General features: G+C 42.6%; 4 protein-coding genes. All 4 read right to left on the reverse strand.

The annotated features are described in order from the left end of the window. The coding region (locus tag RMX98_RS22035; protein ID WP_322678757.1) for an amino acid adenylation domain-containing protein at window positions 1-3,996 on the reverse strand (3,996 nt) is incomplete at its 3' end. 93 nt (window positions 3,997-4,089) lie between these two features. Then, complete coding sequence (locus tag RMX98_RS22040; RefSeq protein ID WP_322678758.1) at window positions 4,090-8,373, reverse strand: beta-ketoacyl synthase N-terminal-like domain-containing protein; 4,284 nt, start codon at window positions 8,371-8,373, stop codon at window positions 4,090-4,092. Beyond that, on the reverse strand, window positions 8,370-9,098 hold the full coding sequence (locus tag RMX98_RS22045) for a phosphopantetheine-binding protein (protein ID WP_409881730.1): 729 nt from the start codon (window positions 9,096-9,098) through the stop codon (window positions 8,370-8,372). Before RMX98_RS22045 ends, RMX98_RS22040 begins: the two co-directional genes overlap by 4 nt. Further along, entirely contained in the window at window positions 9,083-18,463 is a 9,381-nt protein-coding gene (locus tag RMX98_RS22050) for an amino acid adenylation domain-containing protein (protein WP_409881732.1), read from the reverse strand. Before RMX98_RS22050 ends, RMX98_RS22045 begins: the two co-directional genes overlap by 16 nt. Between the last annotated feature and the right edge of the window lie 2 nt (window positions 18,464-18,465).

The raw sequence follows: 18,465 nt of genomic DNA on the forward strand, positions 1-18,465 counted from the left end.
TGCTAGTTGTTTTTGCCAGTACGAGAGTTTGTTTTGCAGGACATCTCCCTGTAACCAGTTTCGCTGCCAAATTGCAAAATCTGCATACTGAATCGGCAACGGCACTAAAGGTGACGGCTGACCTATTGAATAAGCGTTGTATAGTGCTGCTAGTTCTTGGATAAACACACCCATTGACCAGCCATCAGAGACAACATGGTGCATACACACACTCAATAGGTGTTCTGTCTCATTAAGCACTACTAATGTCGCCCTGGTTAATACTTCTATTGCTAGGTCAAATGGTTGAATAGCTTGTTGTTGCGCTAATTGCTGTGCAGCAATTTCCTGTTCGGTTGTGGATAAATGTTGCCAATCAAGTACTGAAACTGTCCAAGTAGTTTCTGTTTGAATAATTTGAGAAGGTTTTCCACCATCTATGATGAAGTTTGTGCGTAATGCTTCGTGGCGATGAATAATTTCAAGTAAACTTTGTTGTAGCGCAACTTGATTAAGAGTTCCGACTAAACGTAAAGCTAAGGGGATGTTGTATACAGAACTGTTTGGCTCCAATTGGTCTAAAAACCACAAGCGCTGTTGAGCATAAGACAGTGGTAATTCGGCATTTTCTGCCCGCCTTAAGATGGGTGGAGAAATTAGTTCTAAGTCCTGTTGCTGCAATTGCCCGATCGCTGGCGCCAATTCGGCAACTGTTGCTTTGGCAAATAATTCTCGCAGTGGTAGTTCCACTTTGAAGATGTTGCGGATGCGTGAAACCACCTGCGTTGCTAATAAGGAGTGTCCTCCCAGTTCAAAGAAGTTATCATAAATCCCCACTTGTTCTACTTTCAGAACTTGCGCCCAAATTTGTGTCAGTATTTCCTCAATCGGGTTGCGTGGGGCAACGTACTTTTCTGACAGTGTGCTGTCTAATTCTGGTTTTGGCAGGGCGCGGCGGTCTACTTTGCCGTTGGGAGTCAGGGGTAAGGATTCCAAGATAACTATTGCACTTGGCACCATGTAATCTGGTAGCTTTGCTTTGAGAAATTCCCGCAGTTCGCTAATTGTGGGTGTATAGTCCTGATGTGTTACGACATAGGCGACTAAGCGTTTATCGCCCCTGTTATCTTCGCGGGCAATGACACAAGATATCTGCACATCACTGTGTTGATTGAGTACTGCTTCGATTTCTCCTAACTCAATGCGGAAGCCACGTATTTTTACTTGGCTATCTATCCGAACCAAGTATTTTAAATTACCGTCATTTAGCCAGCGAGCAAGATCGCCAGTTTTATAAATTCGTTCAGTTTTACCAAATAATTCTATTTCAATAAACTTTTCGGCAGTAGTTTCAGGACGATTGAGATAACCTCGTGCTAAACCAATGCCAGCAATACACAATTCCCCTGGTATGCCTGGGGGTAATGGTTGATGGTGTACATCTAAAATATAAATACGGATATTGGGTAACGGTTTACCAATGGGCGGTTTTTTGCCATTGGGCTGACAAAGAGCTAATACCGCAGTCACAGTGGATTCTGTCGGCCCGTAGCAATTGTAAAAACGCCGTCCCTGCGCCCACTGGGAGACTAATTCTGCTGGACAATCTTCACCGCCAACAGTTAGGCATTGCAAATCAGGTAAGTTTGCTTGAGGTAAGACAGATAAAGCCGAAGGAGATAAAAAACTGTGGGAAATTTGGCGATCGCTTAAGAAATCAACCAAGGCTTGACTTGGTAACAAGGTTTCTTTGTCAGCCAGATACAAGCTTGCACCTGCAATGAGGCTAGTAGTAATTTCGGCAACAGACAGATCGAAACTAAAAGAACCAAACTGAAGCAAACGGCTTTGGGGTTGAACTTGAAAAGTTTGCACCCAAGAATTGCTGAGATTGACAATTGCTTGATGCTCAATCATCACCCCTTTTGGCGTTCCTGTAGAACCAGAGGTATAAATTACATAAGCTAGATTAGTTGCTCGTACACTAGCGATCGGATTATCCTGACTTAGCTGAGAAAACGTCTGCCACTGAGTATCCAAACAGATAAGCTTGACTTGATGTTCAGGCAGTCTCTCAACTAGATGCTGTTGGGTTAGCAATACTGAAACTTGAGCATCTTCAAGCATAAAGTGTAACCGCTCGGTGGGATACTCTGGGTCAAGTGGCAGGTATGCCCCACCCGCCTTGAGAATTCCTAATATTCCCACGACCATTTCTAAAGAACGCTCTACACAAATGCCCACCAGTGTATCTGGTTTTACGCCCAATGAACGCAAGTAATGAGCTAACTGATTCGCACGACAGTTCAACTGCTGATAAGTCAGTTGTCGATCGCCAAACACTACTGCTACAGCATCAGGTCTACTCAAAGACTGTTCCTCAAACAATTCATGGATACACTTATCTTGGGGATAATTTGCTTGAGTATTGTTCCAGTCAACTAATAATTGCTGTTGCTCGACTTCACTCAGCAGAGGTAATTGTGAAATCTGGCATTGAGGGTTAGCCACAATTCCTTCAAGCAAGGTCACAAAATGCCCGGCCATCTGCTCGATTGTGCGCTTATCAAACAAGTCAGTGTTATAGTCCCACATACACACCAATCCATTTGGAGTGTTCTGCATTGATAAAGCTAAGTCGAACTTGGCAGTTGCGCTTTGGATTGGTAAAGAACTGAGAGTTAAGCCAGCCAATTCTACTTCAGATATCGGTGCATTTTGGAGGACAAACATCACCTGAAACAGTGGCGTATGGCTGAGATTTCGTTGTGGCTGCAATGCTTTTACCAACTCCTCAAAGGGCAAGTCGGGATGAGCGTAAGCTTGCAGTGTCGCTTGCCGCACTTGAGCGAGCAATTCCTGAAAGCTGGGGTTGCCTGACAAATCGGTGCGTAATACTAAAGTGTTAATAAAAAATCCAATTAACCCTTCAATCTCCAAGCGATCGCGGTTAGCAAAGGGCGTACCCACCAAAATGTCTGACTGTCCTGTGTAGCGATAAAGTAAGGTAACATAAGCACAGAACAGTGTCATGAATAGAGTAGCTCCCTCTTGCCTACTCAAATTGGCAAGGGCTTCACTCAGTTCGATTGATAATTCTGCATTTTGAATTGCGCCCCGGTAAGTTTGAATCGCAGGTCTTGGTCTGTCTGTAGGTAATTCTAGTAAAGTAGGAGCATCTTTGAGTTGTTGTTTCCAGTAGTCAAGCTGTGTTTGCAGTACTTCTTTTTGCAACCATTGCCGTTGCCAAATCGCAAAATCGGCATACTGAATTGGTAGCTCAGGTAGCTCTGGCGACAAGTTATTGCAGAGGGCTGAGTAAATGGTTGCTAATTCCTGCATTAATACACCCATTGACCAACCATCAAAAACAATGTGGTGTATTGTTAATATCAAAGCGTGTTCTACCTCTTTGAGTTTCACCACACAAGCTCGGATTAAAGGAGAACTCGCAAGGTCAAAGAGTTGATTAACTTCTGTTATGACTAATTGGTGACAAGCAATTTCTCTTTCATTTTCAGGTAATTCTGTTAAGTCTACTACTGGCACGCTTAAGGTTAAGTTGTCAGCAATTACTTGGACTGGCTGCTCGTTAATAGTGCGGAAGTTGGTACGTAAGGCTTCGTGGCGAGCAATAATTTTGTTGAGGCTTTGCTCTAACGCCACGACATTCAACTGACCGTGAAATTTTATCGCTGTATGTTCGTTATAAAAAGGGTTATCTGGTTCCAACTGGTTTAATAACCAGAGTCGTTCTTGGGCAAAAGACAGAGGTAAATTCTGAGGGCGATCGGCTTTAATTAAGGGTAAATCTGTATCCGTAGCTGAATTTTCCTCTTGGAGTAACAAGATAATTTCTGCTTTATTCTGAACTAATAAGTCACGAGCTTCTGGTGTCAAGACTCCTTCTGGAGCATCAATACACAAGCGTAGGCTTTTTTCGCCGCAGGCATCATCTTCAACCCACAATTGTACATCCTGATTAGAAAGTTCTAATATAAATTGCTTGAGATTCATCTAATAATATCCTTTTTGATAAATTTCAACAGAATGTGTTAACAAGTTACAAGTTATTTTGTAAATATGCATTTTTTAGGAAGAATTCATGGCTTATATTTCTATCTTTTCTCTTCCATGTTTAGCCTTTTTTGTATTTGGCTTCTCCAACTTTATTGCTATCTCAGCTATTGTGGGCGATTCAAATAAACTGGCTACAGTTAATTTAATAGAGAAAGTATTTCGTAAGCGGGATAGCACTTGCACAGCTATTAAAGAATCTCCTCCTAATTCAAAAAAATTATCATGGATACCTACTTCTTTCACTCCTAATAATTCTTTCCATATCTCGGCAATTTTTTGCTCATCTGCATGACGCGGAGCTACATAAGCATTAGGTAAATTAGGTCTTGAATGCAGTGAAAATAATGTTTCTGACTGCAAAATCTCCGGCTTTGTTTGTAATGCATTTTCAGATTTGGAATCAGTCTGTTTCTGCTCAGATTTTGCGGTAAATGCGGCTGAAGCAGATGCTTGAGCCATAATAATCTGATGTTCAATTGCTTCAGTCTCAGGAAAAGCCGCAACTTGCATAAAATCCTGTTCGTGTAATACTTCAAACCACTGGTTTAGGATAATAAAAGGCTGACCTGGGCTGCGTCTTCTATCATCTAATGGTTTCAAAAGCAAACCCCAGCTAATATCAAAGTCGATTTTCGGCTGAGTTATTTCCCATATTAAAAGGAAGCCGCCAGGAGCTAATAAAGAGCGTACATGATGGAGAGTTTTATCTATATTTCGAGTAGCGTGTAAAACATTAGTGGCGATGATAACATCATAGCTGTACTTTTCAAAACCTTGCTCGGTTGGCGGTTTATCTATGTCTAGTAAGCGATATTCAACAAATGGATATTCCTGAAACTTCTTTTGCGCTTGAGTTAAGAAGCCGCTACCAATATCCGTAAAAGTATAGCTGGTTTGTTGGGTTGGCAACACAGGTAATAATGATTGTGTAGTTACACCAGTACCCGCACCGATTTCTAAAACTCTCAGCTGCACAGATGATGGTAATGATTTGATGAGCTGTTCCAAGCTGGAACGCACAATAGAGTTGTAGTAAGTAATTAAGGCTGATTCTGAATATGCAGGTTTGTTTTCTTTTTGGTAAACCAGTTCATTGAAAATTTCTAGTGGTTCTTGTTCGCCAACAACAATAGCAGCTAAATTTTCACCACAACTTTGGATTAAATCTAAATCTATTAAAGATGAATTAGCGAACCTTGTTCTGACTTGTTCTAAATGTGCGTTAATATAATCTTGTGAACATGGTACTAGCCTAGTAAATAACCCTTCTTGTTGCTGTAGTTGTTTTTGCTCGACTAATATTTGCAAAAATCTAGAAAACAATTGCTCATAGCGAGGAGAAATATTGTATTTCTGCAATAAATTCTCTAAAGAATGCTTGTCTTGAGGATTACTAAAAGCCCCTAATTGTTGGAATGCAGAGTTAATGTAGGCTATACATAAATTATCTAACCACTGTTTATTAACTTGATAAGTTAACTCGTCGAGTTCTGCATTTCTAACGCTTGCTTGCTTTTGACCTGCTTGTGTAAGCAGTGTCCACAATTGTGATGTTGGGGGTATTTGCGAATTTTCCCAAGCTGTTTTTTGTGGCGGGTCAATCCAATAACGTTGGCGTTCAAAAGGATAAGTTGGTAAGGGAATATGATAATACTCATCCTGGCTATAAAATCCAAACCAATCTACCTTGACACCAGCTAACCAAAGTTGACCAAATGTGTTGAATAAAACATGAATATCGGATTGCTTTTCTTGAGGATGGCGTACCGAAGTCAACACTATTTGTGTGGCTGCTTTGTCTGGATGCCTTTTAGTTAATGTAGTTAGTGTATGTCCTGGCCCTACCTCTAGTAAGACTTGCTCTGGCTTTGCTAATAACTTCTCAATACCAGAGGCAAATAGTACTGTAGAACGCAGATGTTGAGCGTAGTAGTCAGGATTTGTGGCTTGGATAACTGTAATCCAATTACCAGTGAGGTTGGAGATATAAGGCAGTTTTGGCGGATTTAAAGTAACTTTTTTAACTTGCTCTCTAAATGCCTCTAAGATTGGTTCCATCATTTGGGAATGGAAGGCGTGGGAAGTATGCAGACGACGAGATTCAATATCTTGAGCAGCCAGCTGATTTTGTAGTGCATCTATTGCTGCGATGGAACCGGAAACTACGCATTGTGATGATTGATTAATTGCAGCAACAGATAGTTCTTGTCTTAACAGAGGTTGTATTTTGTCTGCGGACAGGGGAATCGAAAGCATTGCACCTGTAGGCAGTTGTTGCATCATCTGTCCGCGTGCTGCTACTAGAGATAAGGCATCTTCTAAAGAGAAGACTTCTGCTAGAGTTGCGGCGACATACTCGCCAATACTGTGACCGATCGCAGCTTGTGGTTCTACTCCCCAAGACTGCCATAATTTAGCTAGGGCATATTCAATTACAAAAATAGCAGGTTGAGCAACACGTGTTTGTTGAAGTTGCCTTGACGCTTCATCAATCTTTTCATCGCTAGGATAAAGAATATGACGTAAATCTAATCCTAGTATAGGTTTGAGAAATTCTGAACAATAATCAACTTGTTCTTTAAATACCGCCTCAGTTTCATAAATTTCCCGCGCCATGTTGACGTACTGAGAACCCTGACCAGGAAACATAAAGACAACAGGCCGTTCTGTAATCTCTGTATAGTTGGAAAATACCTGTTTTGACTCTAGACCTTTAACAGCATCTTCTAAATCACGGCAAACTAACATCCGTCGGTAATTAAAACCCCGGCGACCACTATTAAGGGTATAAGCCACATCACCTAAATTAAGTTCTGGATACTCTTTTAAATGCGTAACTAAATTAGCCGTCGCCTTCTCCAACGCACTCATAGTCTTAGCCGACAGACACAAAAGTTGATAATTTCTCCTCTGCACGCCAGTTGCTTCAAGTCGGCAGAGCCGCCCAACGCACTGGCTCCCCTCTGCCCCTCTGCCCCTCTGCTCTAACACAGGAGTTTCTTCCAAAATGACATGAGCATTCGTCCCCCCCATCCCAAAGGAACTAACCCCAGCGCGGCGAGGAGTGTTATCTGTCTTCCATTCCTTCAGAGTTGTGTTGACATAAAAAGGACTGTTAGCAAAATCAATTTTGGGATTTGGTGTCTCGAAATGCAAACTCGGAGGCAGCATTTTATGTTGCAGTGCTAACACCGTCTTTATCAAACCTGCGACACCTGCTGCTGTATCCAAATGTCCTAAGTTAGTTTTTACCGAACCAATAGCGCAGAAACCTTTTTTATCGGTAGTTTGACTAAAAGCTTGAGTTAAAGCGGCAATTTCAATCGGGTCGCCTAGAGGTGTAGCGGTTCCATGAGCTTCAATATAGGAAATTGTTTCGGCATCTACACCCGCTAAAGTTTGAGCTTCGCTAATGACGGCTGCTTGACCATTGATACTAGGGGCAGTGTAGCCGACTTTCATTGCACCATCATTATTACTTGCCGAGCCTTTAATAATTGCATGAATATGGTCGCGATCGCCGATCGCATCCTGTAATCTTTTCAATACAACAATCCCAGCACCGCTACCGGCAATTGTTCCTTGTGCCTGAGCATCAAAAGCACGGCAGTGTCCATCAGGCGAAAGAATCATTCCCTCTTGATGCAAATAACCTACTTTTTGGGGAATGCTGAGAGTAACTCCACCAGCTAAAGCCATATCACATTCACAATTTAATAGACTTTGGCAAGCTAAGTGAACAGCAACTAAAGAAGTAGAACAGGCAGTTTGCACATTCACTGCTGTCCCAGTCAAGTTGAGTTTATATGCAACTCGTGTTGGCAAGAAATCTTTATCGCTGGAAATTGCTAACTGAACAGGGTCAACCCTTTCTAATAATTGATTATTAGAGTAGAGGTTTTGAAGAAAATACCTATTCATCCCCACACCACCATAAACCCCAATTAAACCATTGTAGGTTTGTGGGTCATAACCAGCTTTTTCTATTGCTTCCGAAGCCAATTCTAAAAATAAGCGTTGTTGTGGATCTATTAACTCAGCTTCTTTGGCACTATAAGCAAAGAAATTTGCATCAAACAATTCAATGTCTTCTAGAACACCGCTTGCTTTTACATAATTAGGATGACTCAGCAAATCTGGAGAAACCCCAGAGTTGATTAATTCTTCATCTGTCTGCCAGGAGATAGATTCTACACCATCTCGCAAATTCCGCCAAAATGATTCAATATCTTTTGCGCCAGGAAATCGACCAGCAACAGCAATTATTGCAATTTCTGAATTATTAAAGTTATTATTAATGGGATTTTTTGTCATCTTTTACCTTTTCTTTGAGCAAGATACTGCTGTCTAATTTGTAATTGTTGGTTTCTCAAATCTTTACTTTCGCTTGATGATTGAGGACGAGAATTATTTGGTTTTAATGTATCTGATTTTTGTAATTTAATACTTAAATATTCACTTAAGCTGTGGATATTTGGATATTTAAACATATCAACAATTGTAACTTCCAAGCCAAATTTTTCTTGCAATTGCTGATTAATTTTTACTAGCAGTAAAGAATGACCTCCAAGTTCAAAGAAATTATCATAAATTCCCACATTTTCTAATGAGAGTGCTTTTTGCCAAATGTCAGCAATGATTTTTTCTGTTTCTGTATTTGGCATTGCATAATCTGATAGTTTCTGATGTAAATCTGGGTTAGGCAGAGCGCGGCGATCTACTTTACCGTTAGGTGTCAGAGGTAGGGACTCTAATATCAGAAAAGCAGTTGGCACCATGTACCCAGGCAGTTTATCGATGAGGAACTGATGCAGTTCCTCTGTTGTGGGCGTTAAATCTTTTTGTGGTACGACGTAAGCAACTAAGCGTTTGTTACCCCCAGTTCCCTCATGAACGATGACACAACTATTCTGGACATCACTATGTTGCTCTAGTAATGTTTCAACTTCTGCCAATTCAATGCGAAAGCCCCGAATTTTTACCTGATTGTCAATGCGACCCAAGTATTCAATATTTCCATCGGCTAAATAACGTGCCAAATCCCCAGTTTTATACAGACGCTCAAAAGAGGCAGAGGGAAAAGACAGGTGTAATTTATCTTCTGCCCCCCTGCTCCCTTGCTTCGACTAAAGGGGTTGAGAATGAATTTTTCAGCTGTTAGTTCGGGGCGGTTAAGGTAGCCTTTTGCCAACCCAACACCAGCAATGTGCAACTCTCCGGGTACACCAACCGGAACAAGTTGCAAATACTCGTCTAAAATATAGACTTGAGTGTTGGCGATCGCTTTTCCAATGTTCGGTGATATTTTATCTTGTTCCTGAGCAACTACTAACCCAGAAGTCGTAACAACAGTATTCTCAGTTGGGCCATAATTATTAACTACTTGGAAGGAGATTAAATCTGATGGGTACTGATGCAGCCGATCTCCTCCAACCAGCATGGAACGCATTGCTAAACTTGCAGTTGGCCATTCCAAAGACAATAATTCCTCTGCCAGTGGTGTTGGCAGAAAACTGATAGTAATCGCCTTTGAAATCAACCAGTCTCGTAGCTTCACTAGGGAACCCAGAAGCTGAGGTTTAACTAAATAGATGCTTGCTCCTGCGGTGAGGTAAGGCCACAATTCCCAAACCGCAGCGTCAAATGCTGTTCCTGCTAATTGAGTAGCTTTGTCAGTTGAGGTGATGTTAAAAGTACGTTGATGCCAGAACACCAAATTGAGCAATCCTTGATGGGCAATTAACACGCCTTTTGGTGTTCCTGTCGAACCGGAAGTATAAATTACATAAGCTAAGTTATTCGCTTGTACTTCAATGATGAGATTTTCCTGACTGAACTGAGAAATCACCTGAGCATCAGTATCCAAACAAACTTTGTACTGAGCGAAGTCGAAGTGAAGCTTTGCTTGATTTCGAGGCAGTCTGTCCAGGAGTGAGTGCTGCGTCAGTAATACCCTAACTTGAGCATCTTCTAACATCAAGCGCAAACGCTCAGTTGGATATTCCGGGTCAAGAGGCAGATATGCACCACCCGCCTTGAGAATCCCCAATAGTCCCACAACCATTTCTATTGAGCGTTCCACACAAATGCCTACTAGCACATCTGCAACCACACCCAAAGATTTGAGGTAGTGCGCCAATTGGTTAGCACGACAATTCAACTCCTTATAAGTGAGTTGTTCATTTTCAAAGACTACCGCCACTGCATCGGGAGTAAGTTCAGCTTGCTGCTCAAACAACTGATGAATACATTTATCCTGCGGATAATCTGCTTGAGTATTGTTCCATTCAACTAATAACTGCTGTTGCTCAACTTCTGTTAGTATTGGCAGTTGCGAAATTCGTTGTTCTGGGTTAGCAATAATACCTTCAAGTAAGGTGACAAAATGATCCGTCATCCGCTTAATGGTACTAGCATCAAACAAATCAGTGTTGTACTCCCACGCTCCTACCAGTCCACTAGAAGTGTTCTGCATTCCTAAAGTTAAATCAAACTTGGTAGTTTTACTTTTTACGTTGAGTGAACTGGCAGTTAACCCAGTTAATTCCAATTGTTGAGATATGGGCGCATTTTGGAGGACAAACATCACTTGAAACAGTGGTGTATGACTGAGGTCGCGTTCTGGTTGTAATGCCTCAACTAGCATTTCAAAAGGCAAATTCTGATGGGTGTATGCTCCCAAAGCGACTTCTCGAACACGAGTCAACAACTCGCTAAAGGTGGGATTGCCTGATAAGTCGGTACGCATGACTAAGGTATTGACAAAAAAGCCAATCAACCCTTCTATCTCGGAGCGATCGCGGTTGGCTATTGGCGAACCTACCAAAATATCTGATTGTCCGGTGTAGCGATAAAGCAAGGTATCGAATGCTGCCAACAGCGTCATGAACAGCGTTACTTCTTTGTCTTGGCTCAGTTTCACCAATCCATCAGTTAACTCCTTTGAGAGTGCAAACTGTTGATATGTGCCAGCGAAAGTCTGCAATGCTGGTCTAGGTCGGTCAGTAGGTAACGACAACAAAGCTGGTGCGTTGGCTAATTGTTGTTCCCAGTAACTCAATTGACTTTGCAGGACATCACCTTGCAACCACTGTCTTTGCCAAATTGCAAAATCTGCGTATTGAATTGGCAATGGTTCTAATGGCGACGGTTGACCTTGAGAATAAGCATTGTACAGTGCTGAGAGTTCTTGAATAAACACACCCAGCGACCAGCCATCAGAGACAATGTGATGCATACAAACTAACAGAGTGTATTCTGTCTCATTAAACACAAGTAATGTTGCCCTTACCAATACTTGTGTTGCTAGATCGAAGGATTCTTGAATTAATTGCTGTATTGTTTGCTCGCCGATTATCAAATTTTCGCACTCAACAACTTGCAGTGTGCAATTTATGTCTGTTTGAATAACTTGTATTGGTTCTCCATCAACTGTGATGAAGTTAGTACGTAAAGCCTCGTGGCGATCGATAATTTCAATTAAGCTTTGTTGTAGCGCAGATATATTGAGCGTTCCAACAAGACGCAAAGCTATGGGGAAGTTGTAGAAGGAACTGTTCGGGTTTAACTTGTCTAAAAACCATAGCCGTGTTTGGGCATAAGACAGTGGCAATGCTGCATTCTCTGTCCTCCTTAAAATGGGTGGAGAAGTTAATTCTAAGTCCTGTTGCTGCAACTGTTGAATATGTTGGGACAATTCAGCGATCGTTGGTGCAGCAAATAAGCTCCGCAATGGCAATTCTACTTTCAAGTTGCTACGTACACGGGAAACTAATTGCGTTGCTAGTAGAGAATGTCCGCCAAGTTCAAAGAAATTATCATGAATACCAACTCGCTCAACTTTCAGCACTTGCGCCCAAATTACTGCCAAGATTTCCTCAATTGGGTTACGTGGGGCAACATACCGATCTGATAATTGGCTGTGTAAATCAGGTGCAGGTAAGGCGCGACGGTCTAGTTTCCTGTTAGCAGAAAGCGGTAGAGCTTCCAAGATAACTATTGCACTTGGAACCATATACTCTGGTAGCTTTTCCTTGAGGAAGTTACGTACTTCGCTAATAGAAATTGTACTTCGACTTCGCTCAGTACAAGTCTGCTCTGGTTGCGGCACAATGTAAGCAACTAAGCGTTTATCGCCCGGTGTATCCTCACGGACAACCACACAAGACGCTTGTAAATCACTCATTTGACCCAGTACCGCTTCAACTTCGCCCAACTCAATACGGAAACCCCGAATTTTAACTTGGTTATCTATGCGTCCTAAAGATTCAAGTTTTCCGTCAGGTAAATAACGCGCCAAATCTCCGGTTTTATACAGACGCTCAGAATCAGAGAATTGGTTTTCTTTTTCTCCCCTGCTCCCCTGCTCCCCTGCTCCTCTGCTTCGACCAAAGGGGTTGGAGATAAATTTCTCTTGTGTTAACTGTGGACGGTTAAAGTAACCTTGGGCTAAAAGCGCACCTGCAATGTACACTTCTCCTTGAACACCCACAGGTACAGGCTGTAGATATTTATCGAGGATGTAAATTTGCGCGTTAGAAATGGGTCGCCCAATGGAAGGAAGTAGCGGCCAAGTGTCTATGAAGTCAGGCAGGGTATAACTGGTGGCTAAATGACTCTCTGAAGGCCCATACTGATTATGCAAAGTAATATCAGTCAGTTTGCTCAACCAGCCAGATATTGCTGGCGTAATTTGCAACTGTTCTCCAGAAGTAATAATTTCTCGCAACGCAGTGTTAACTATGTCATTTGCCAAAGCAACTTCTGCTAGTTGCTGTAAGCCGACAACAGGGAGAAACATTCTCTGAATTTGTTTCTCTTGCAGAAAACCTAACAATGCTAAAGCATCACGGCGTAATTCCTCTGTGATTAAGAACAATGTACCGCCAGAACACCAGGTAGTGAAGATTTCCTGGAATGAAACATCAAAGCTAATCGAAGCAAATTGTAGAGTTTTTGCGTCACGAGAAATTTTGAGATTGTCCCGATGCCACAAGATATGATTGCAAAGAGCAAGCTGACTCATAGCTATACCCTTTGGTTTGCCTGTGGAACCAGAAGTATAAATTATATAAACTAAATTATTGGGTTGTACGCCAGAAATTACGTTGTCCTGGCTGCACTGAGAAATTAATTCAGCATCAGTATCTATAAAAACAAGTTTCGCTTGATTTAGGGGCAGCCTGTCAATCAGTCGCTGTTGAGTTAGTAAAACTTTAACTTGAGTATCTTCTAAAATAAAGCTCAAGCGATCGCTCGGATATTCTGGATCAAGTGGTACATACGCTCCCCCAGCTTTGAGAATCCCCAGCAGTCCGATGAGCATTTCTAAAGAACGTTCGACACACAGACCAACTAAAGTATCTGGTTTTACACCCACTGACTGCAAGTAGTGTGCTAACTGATTAGCGCGGTAGTTTAATTGAGAGTAAGTTAGTTGTTGATTGCCAAACTCCACCGCTACTGCATCGGGTGTCAGTTCCACTTGCTCCTCAAATAACTGATGGATGGATTTATGTAGGGGATAATCTACAAAAGTATCGTTCCACTCCACTAATAACTGCTGTTGCTCAGGTTGTGTTAACAGTGGCAATTGAGAAATTCGTTGTTCTGGGTTAGCAGTAATAACTTCGAGCAAGGTGACAAAGTGACTTGTCATGCGATCGATGGTACTAGTATCAAATAAATCAGTATTGTATTCCCACAAGCCTACTAGCCCAGTAGGACTGTTTTGCATAATTAAGGTTAAATCAAACCGGGAAGTTGTACCTTTGATGAAGAAGGAATTGACATTTAGCCCTGTTAGTTCTAATCCAGATGTGGGTGCGTTCTGGAGAACGAACATGACTTGGAACAGTGGTGAATAACTCAGATCCCGTTCTGGCTGCAATGCTTCCACTAGCATTTCAAAGGGCAAATGCTGATGAGAGTATGCCTGCATTGCCATGTCTCGAACGCGACTTAATAATTCGCTAAAGGTGGGGTTGCCTGCTAAGTCAGTTCGCATGACTAAAGTATTGACAAAAAAGCCAATTAACCCTTCTATCTCCGAGCGATCGCGGTTAGCAATTGGCGAACCCACTAATATATCTTCTTGTCCTGTATAGCGATAAAGCAAGGTATCGAAGGCTGCCAACAGCGTCATGAACAAAGTTACACCTTGTTCTTGGCTGAGTTTGGAGAGCTTATTAGTTAGTTCAATAGACAGTGCAAATTCTTGATGTGTGCCGTTATAAGTCTGCACAGATGGTCTAGGTCGGTCTGTGGGTAACGACAATAAGGCTGGTGCGTCTTGAAGTTTTTGTTGCCAGTAAGAGAGTTGGCTTTGTAGTACATCTCCTTGCAACCACTTTCTTTGCCATAAAGCGAAATCTGCGTACTGAATTGGCAGTGGTGCTAAAGGTGACGACTGACCTATAGAATAAGCGTTGTAAAGTGTTGCTAGTTCCGAGATAAACAGACCCATTGACCAGCCATCAGCGACTATGTGGTGCATACAGACGAACAAAATATTTTCTGTGTCGGATAGCACTACTAATTTGGCTCTGACTAATGCTTCTTTTGCTAGGTCGAAGGGTTGGCTAAATTGTTGTTGCCCTAGTTGCTGTACAGCTATTTCTTGTTCATTTGCAGATAAATGTTTTAAGTCAACAATTGATAATATTCCCTGCCCCACTTCGGCTACGCTTAGTGACCACCTGCTCCCTGCTCCACTTCGGCTACGCTCAGTGACCACCTGCTCCCTGCTTTCTATTCCCCATTCCCTAATAACTTGAATTGGTTGTCCATCAATGGTGATGAAGTTGGTGCGTAATGCTTCGTGGCGTGCAATGATTTCTTGTAGGCTTTGCTCTAAGGCGTTAAGTTTCAGTTTTCCTGTTAAACGCAATGCTATGGGTATGTTGTAGAACGGGCTGTCTGGCTCGAATTGGTCTAAGAACCATAAACGCTGTTGAGCATAAGACAATTGTAAGTCTGCATTCTCTGCCCGCTTTAAGATTGGTGCTGTAGAAAGTTCTAAGTCCTGTTGCTGTAACTGACCAATTACTTGGGCTAATTCGGCTACTGTGGTTGTAGCAAATAACTCACGCAATGGTAGTTCCACTTTGAAAAGGTTGCGAATGCGTGAAACTAGTTGCGTTGCTAGTAGTGAGTGTCCGCCAAGTTCAAAGAAGTTATCGTGAATACCCACTTGTTCTACTTTCAATACTTGCGCCCAAATTTGCGCCAGCATTTCTTCAGTAGGTGTACGCGGGGCAACATATTTTTCTAACAGTGTGCTGTCTAATTCTGGTTTTGGCAGGGCGCGGCGGTCTACTTTACCATTAGAGGTAAGGGGTAAGGATTCCAGCAGTACAAAAGCATTTGGGATCATGTACTCTGGTAGTTCTGCCTTGAGAAACCCACACAGTTCTGAGACTGTAGGCGATTGTTGCACCTGCGGGATTACATAAGCCACTAAACGTTTGTCGCCCGGTTCATCTTCTCGGACTATCACCACGCTTTCCCAAATGGCTGGGTGAGAAGCTAGTAATGCTTCAATTTCGCCCAACTCAATTCGGAAACCGCGAATCTTGACTTGGTTATCGATGCGTCCTAAATACTCTAACTCGCCATTGGGTAAATACCGCGCTAAATCACCTGTTTTATATAATTTTTTAGAATTATCAAATGGGTTAGAAATAAAACGTTCTGCTGTCAGTTCGGGACGATTGAGATAACCACGCGCTACACCAGCACCACCAACATACATTTCACCCCCGACGCCTATCGGCACTGGCTGTAAATATTCATCCAGGACATATACTTGTAAGTCGGCTATTGGGCGACCTATTACACTTGCTGTGCTTTGCAAATCGGCTTTGGTCAATGGGCGGTAAGTGACGTGTACGGTGGTTTCTGTAATCCCGTACATATTAACTAACTGGGGTGAGGTGTCGCCGTGACGCTCAAACCAAGGCTGTAAACTATTGATTTCTAAGGCTTCACCACCGAAAATTACTAAACGTAAGTTCAAGTCGGTAGTAGTTGTTATTGACTGTTCGGCTTGAATTAATTGGCGGAAGGCAGAAGGGGTTTGATTGAGAACTGTGACTTTTTCTTGACACAATAAATTGTAGAAAGATTCAGGCGATCGCGTCACCAGATACGGTACTACTACCAGCTTTCCACCATACAAAAATGCTCCCCAAATTTCCCACACGGAAAAGTCGAAAGCATAAGAGTGGAACATTGTCCACACATCATCAGAATTAAATTTATACCAACCATCTGTAGCTGCAAACAGACGAGTGACGTTAGAGTGATTGACTAAAACACCTTTAGGCTTCCCTGTAGAACCGGAAGTATAGATGACATAAGCTAGATTATCGGGCGTTGTAGTGTTTTGGGGGTTTGAGAGACTGTTTTGAGCAATTTTTTCCCAATCGGTGTCTAAGCAGACGAGACGCGCTTGATGTTGGGGCAGAAATTCTACTAATCGCTGTTGGGTAAGTAGTACCCTCACTTGAGCGTCTTCTAGCGTAAAGCTCAAACGCTCTTGGGGATAGTCTGGGTCAAGTGGCACATAAGCACCTCCTGCCTTGAGAATACCAAGTATGGCCAAAATCATTAACAGCGAACGTTCCACGCACAAACCAACCAGTACATCTGCTCCTACACCTAGCGATCGCAAGTATTGAGCCAATTGATTAGCACGACAATTCAACTGCTGGTAAGTCAGTTGTTCATTCTCAAATACAACTGCTACAGCATCAGGGGTGCGTTTAACCTGCTCCTCAAATAACTGATGAATACATTTATCCTGGGGATAATCTGCTTGAGTATTGTTCCATTCCACCAATAATTGATGACGTTCTGGTGGACTCAACAGTGGTAATTGGGCAACTCGCGCAGTAGGATTAGCGACAATTGCATGGAGTAAAGTTTGAAAATGTTGCGCTATGCGACTAATGGTACTCGCATCAAATAAATCAGCACTGTAACTCCAAACGCCCTCCAAACCGCCTGCAACTTCCCAGTAGCCCACGTCCAGGTCAAATTTGACCATTTCATCAATTGGCAAAGAGATGTTCTCGATAGTTAAACCAGGCAAATCACCAAAAGATAGTGAGGCATCCTGGAGAGCAAACATCACCTGTACCAGAGGGTTACGGCTTAAATCTCGCTCTGGCTGTAACCTTTCTACCAACATCTCAAAAGGTAAATCCTGATGGGTGTATGCTGATAAAGTTGTCTGCCGTACTTGCGCTAAGAAGTCAGTAAAGCTTGGGTTTCCAGAGAGATCGCCCCTTAATGCTAAGGTATTAGCAAAAAATCCCATTAAATTCTTGAGTTGGGGACTGTTGCGGTTGGCGATGGGAGAGCCAACAACGATATCTGATTGACCGCTATAACGAGAAAGTAAGACTAAAAACGCTGCCAGTAGAGTCATGAATAACGTTGCGTCTGACTCCTGGCTCAACTGCTTGAGGCGTTGGGTGAGGTTGCGATCGAGTTGAAAACGCGCAACTCCACCTCGGAAGGTCTGAACTGGGGGTCGTGGTTTATCGGTAGGCAGTTCTAGCACACCAGAGACACCCGCTAACTGTTTTTGCCAGTAAGTCAGTTGGCGTTCTAGAACTTCGCCTGTTAGCCACTGGCGTTGCCAAAAGGCAAAGTCAGCGTATTGGATGGGTAATTCGGGTAGTGGATTGGGCAATCCTTGAATAAAAGCTGTGTATAACTGAGATAACTCACGGTTGAAGATTTCCAAAGACCAGCCATCGTAAATGATGTGGTGCATCTTCAACAGCAGTATATGCTGGCGATCGCTCAGTTGGAGTAAAGTGAATTCTACTAATGGCCCAACAGCCAAATCGAAAGCCTCAGTTGCAACTGACTCCACTATTTGCTGAATCTGGGTAGTTTGTTCAAGGGCTGATAAGCCTTGCAAATCATGGACTGGTAAAGTGAAGTCCATCGGAGGAGCAATTACTTGGATAGGTTTCCCGTCTACTGCGGGGAAAGTTGTTCTTAAAATCTCATGGCGACGTACAAGTTCGCTCAAACTCTGCTGTAGTGCAATTATATTCAGCGACCCTTCTAGCCGCAAAATCAGCAGCATATTATAAGAGCGACTATCGGGTGAAAGCTCGTGTAGAAACCAGAGACGTTGCTGGGCAAAAGATAGCGGTAGTTCACCGTCCCGTGACACTGGTTGAATCGACAATTGAGGAGCAGTTTTAACTTGCTTTGCTTGCTGTAAAAACAGCATAATTTCTTTTTTACGCGCAGCTATTTCCTGCCGCAGTGTTGGAGTTAAAACACCTTCAGGTGCATGACAACGCAAGCGTTCGCCATCAGCTTCTAGTTCAATATTCAAGCTTGTCAGTTGACGAATGAATTCAACAATGCTGTTAGTCATGC

The organism is Nostoc sp. DedQUE02, assembly GCF_034531035.1.
GTDB lineage: Bacteria > Cyanobacteriota > Cyanobacteriia > Cyanobacteriales > Nostocaceae > Nostoc.

Excerpts from the sequence above, each read along its gene's own strand:
- RMX98_RS22040 (WP_322678758.1), bottom strand. The coding sequence starts at position 8,373 with ATGACAAAAAATCCCATTAATAATAACTTTAATAATTCAGAAATTGCA.
- RMX98_RS22050 (WP_409881732.1), bottom strand. The coding sequence starts at position 18,463 with ATGACTAACAGCATTGTTGAATTCATTCGTCAACTGACAAGCTTGAAT.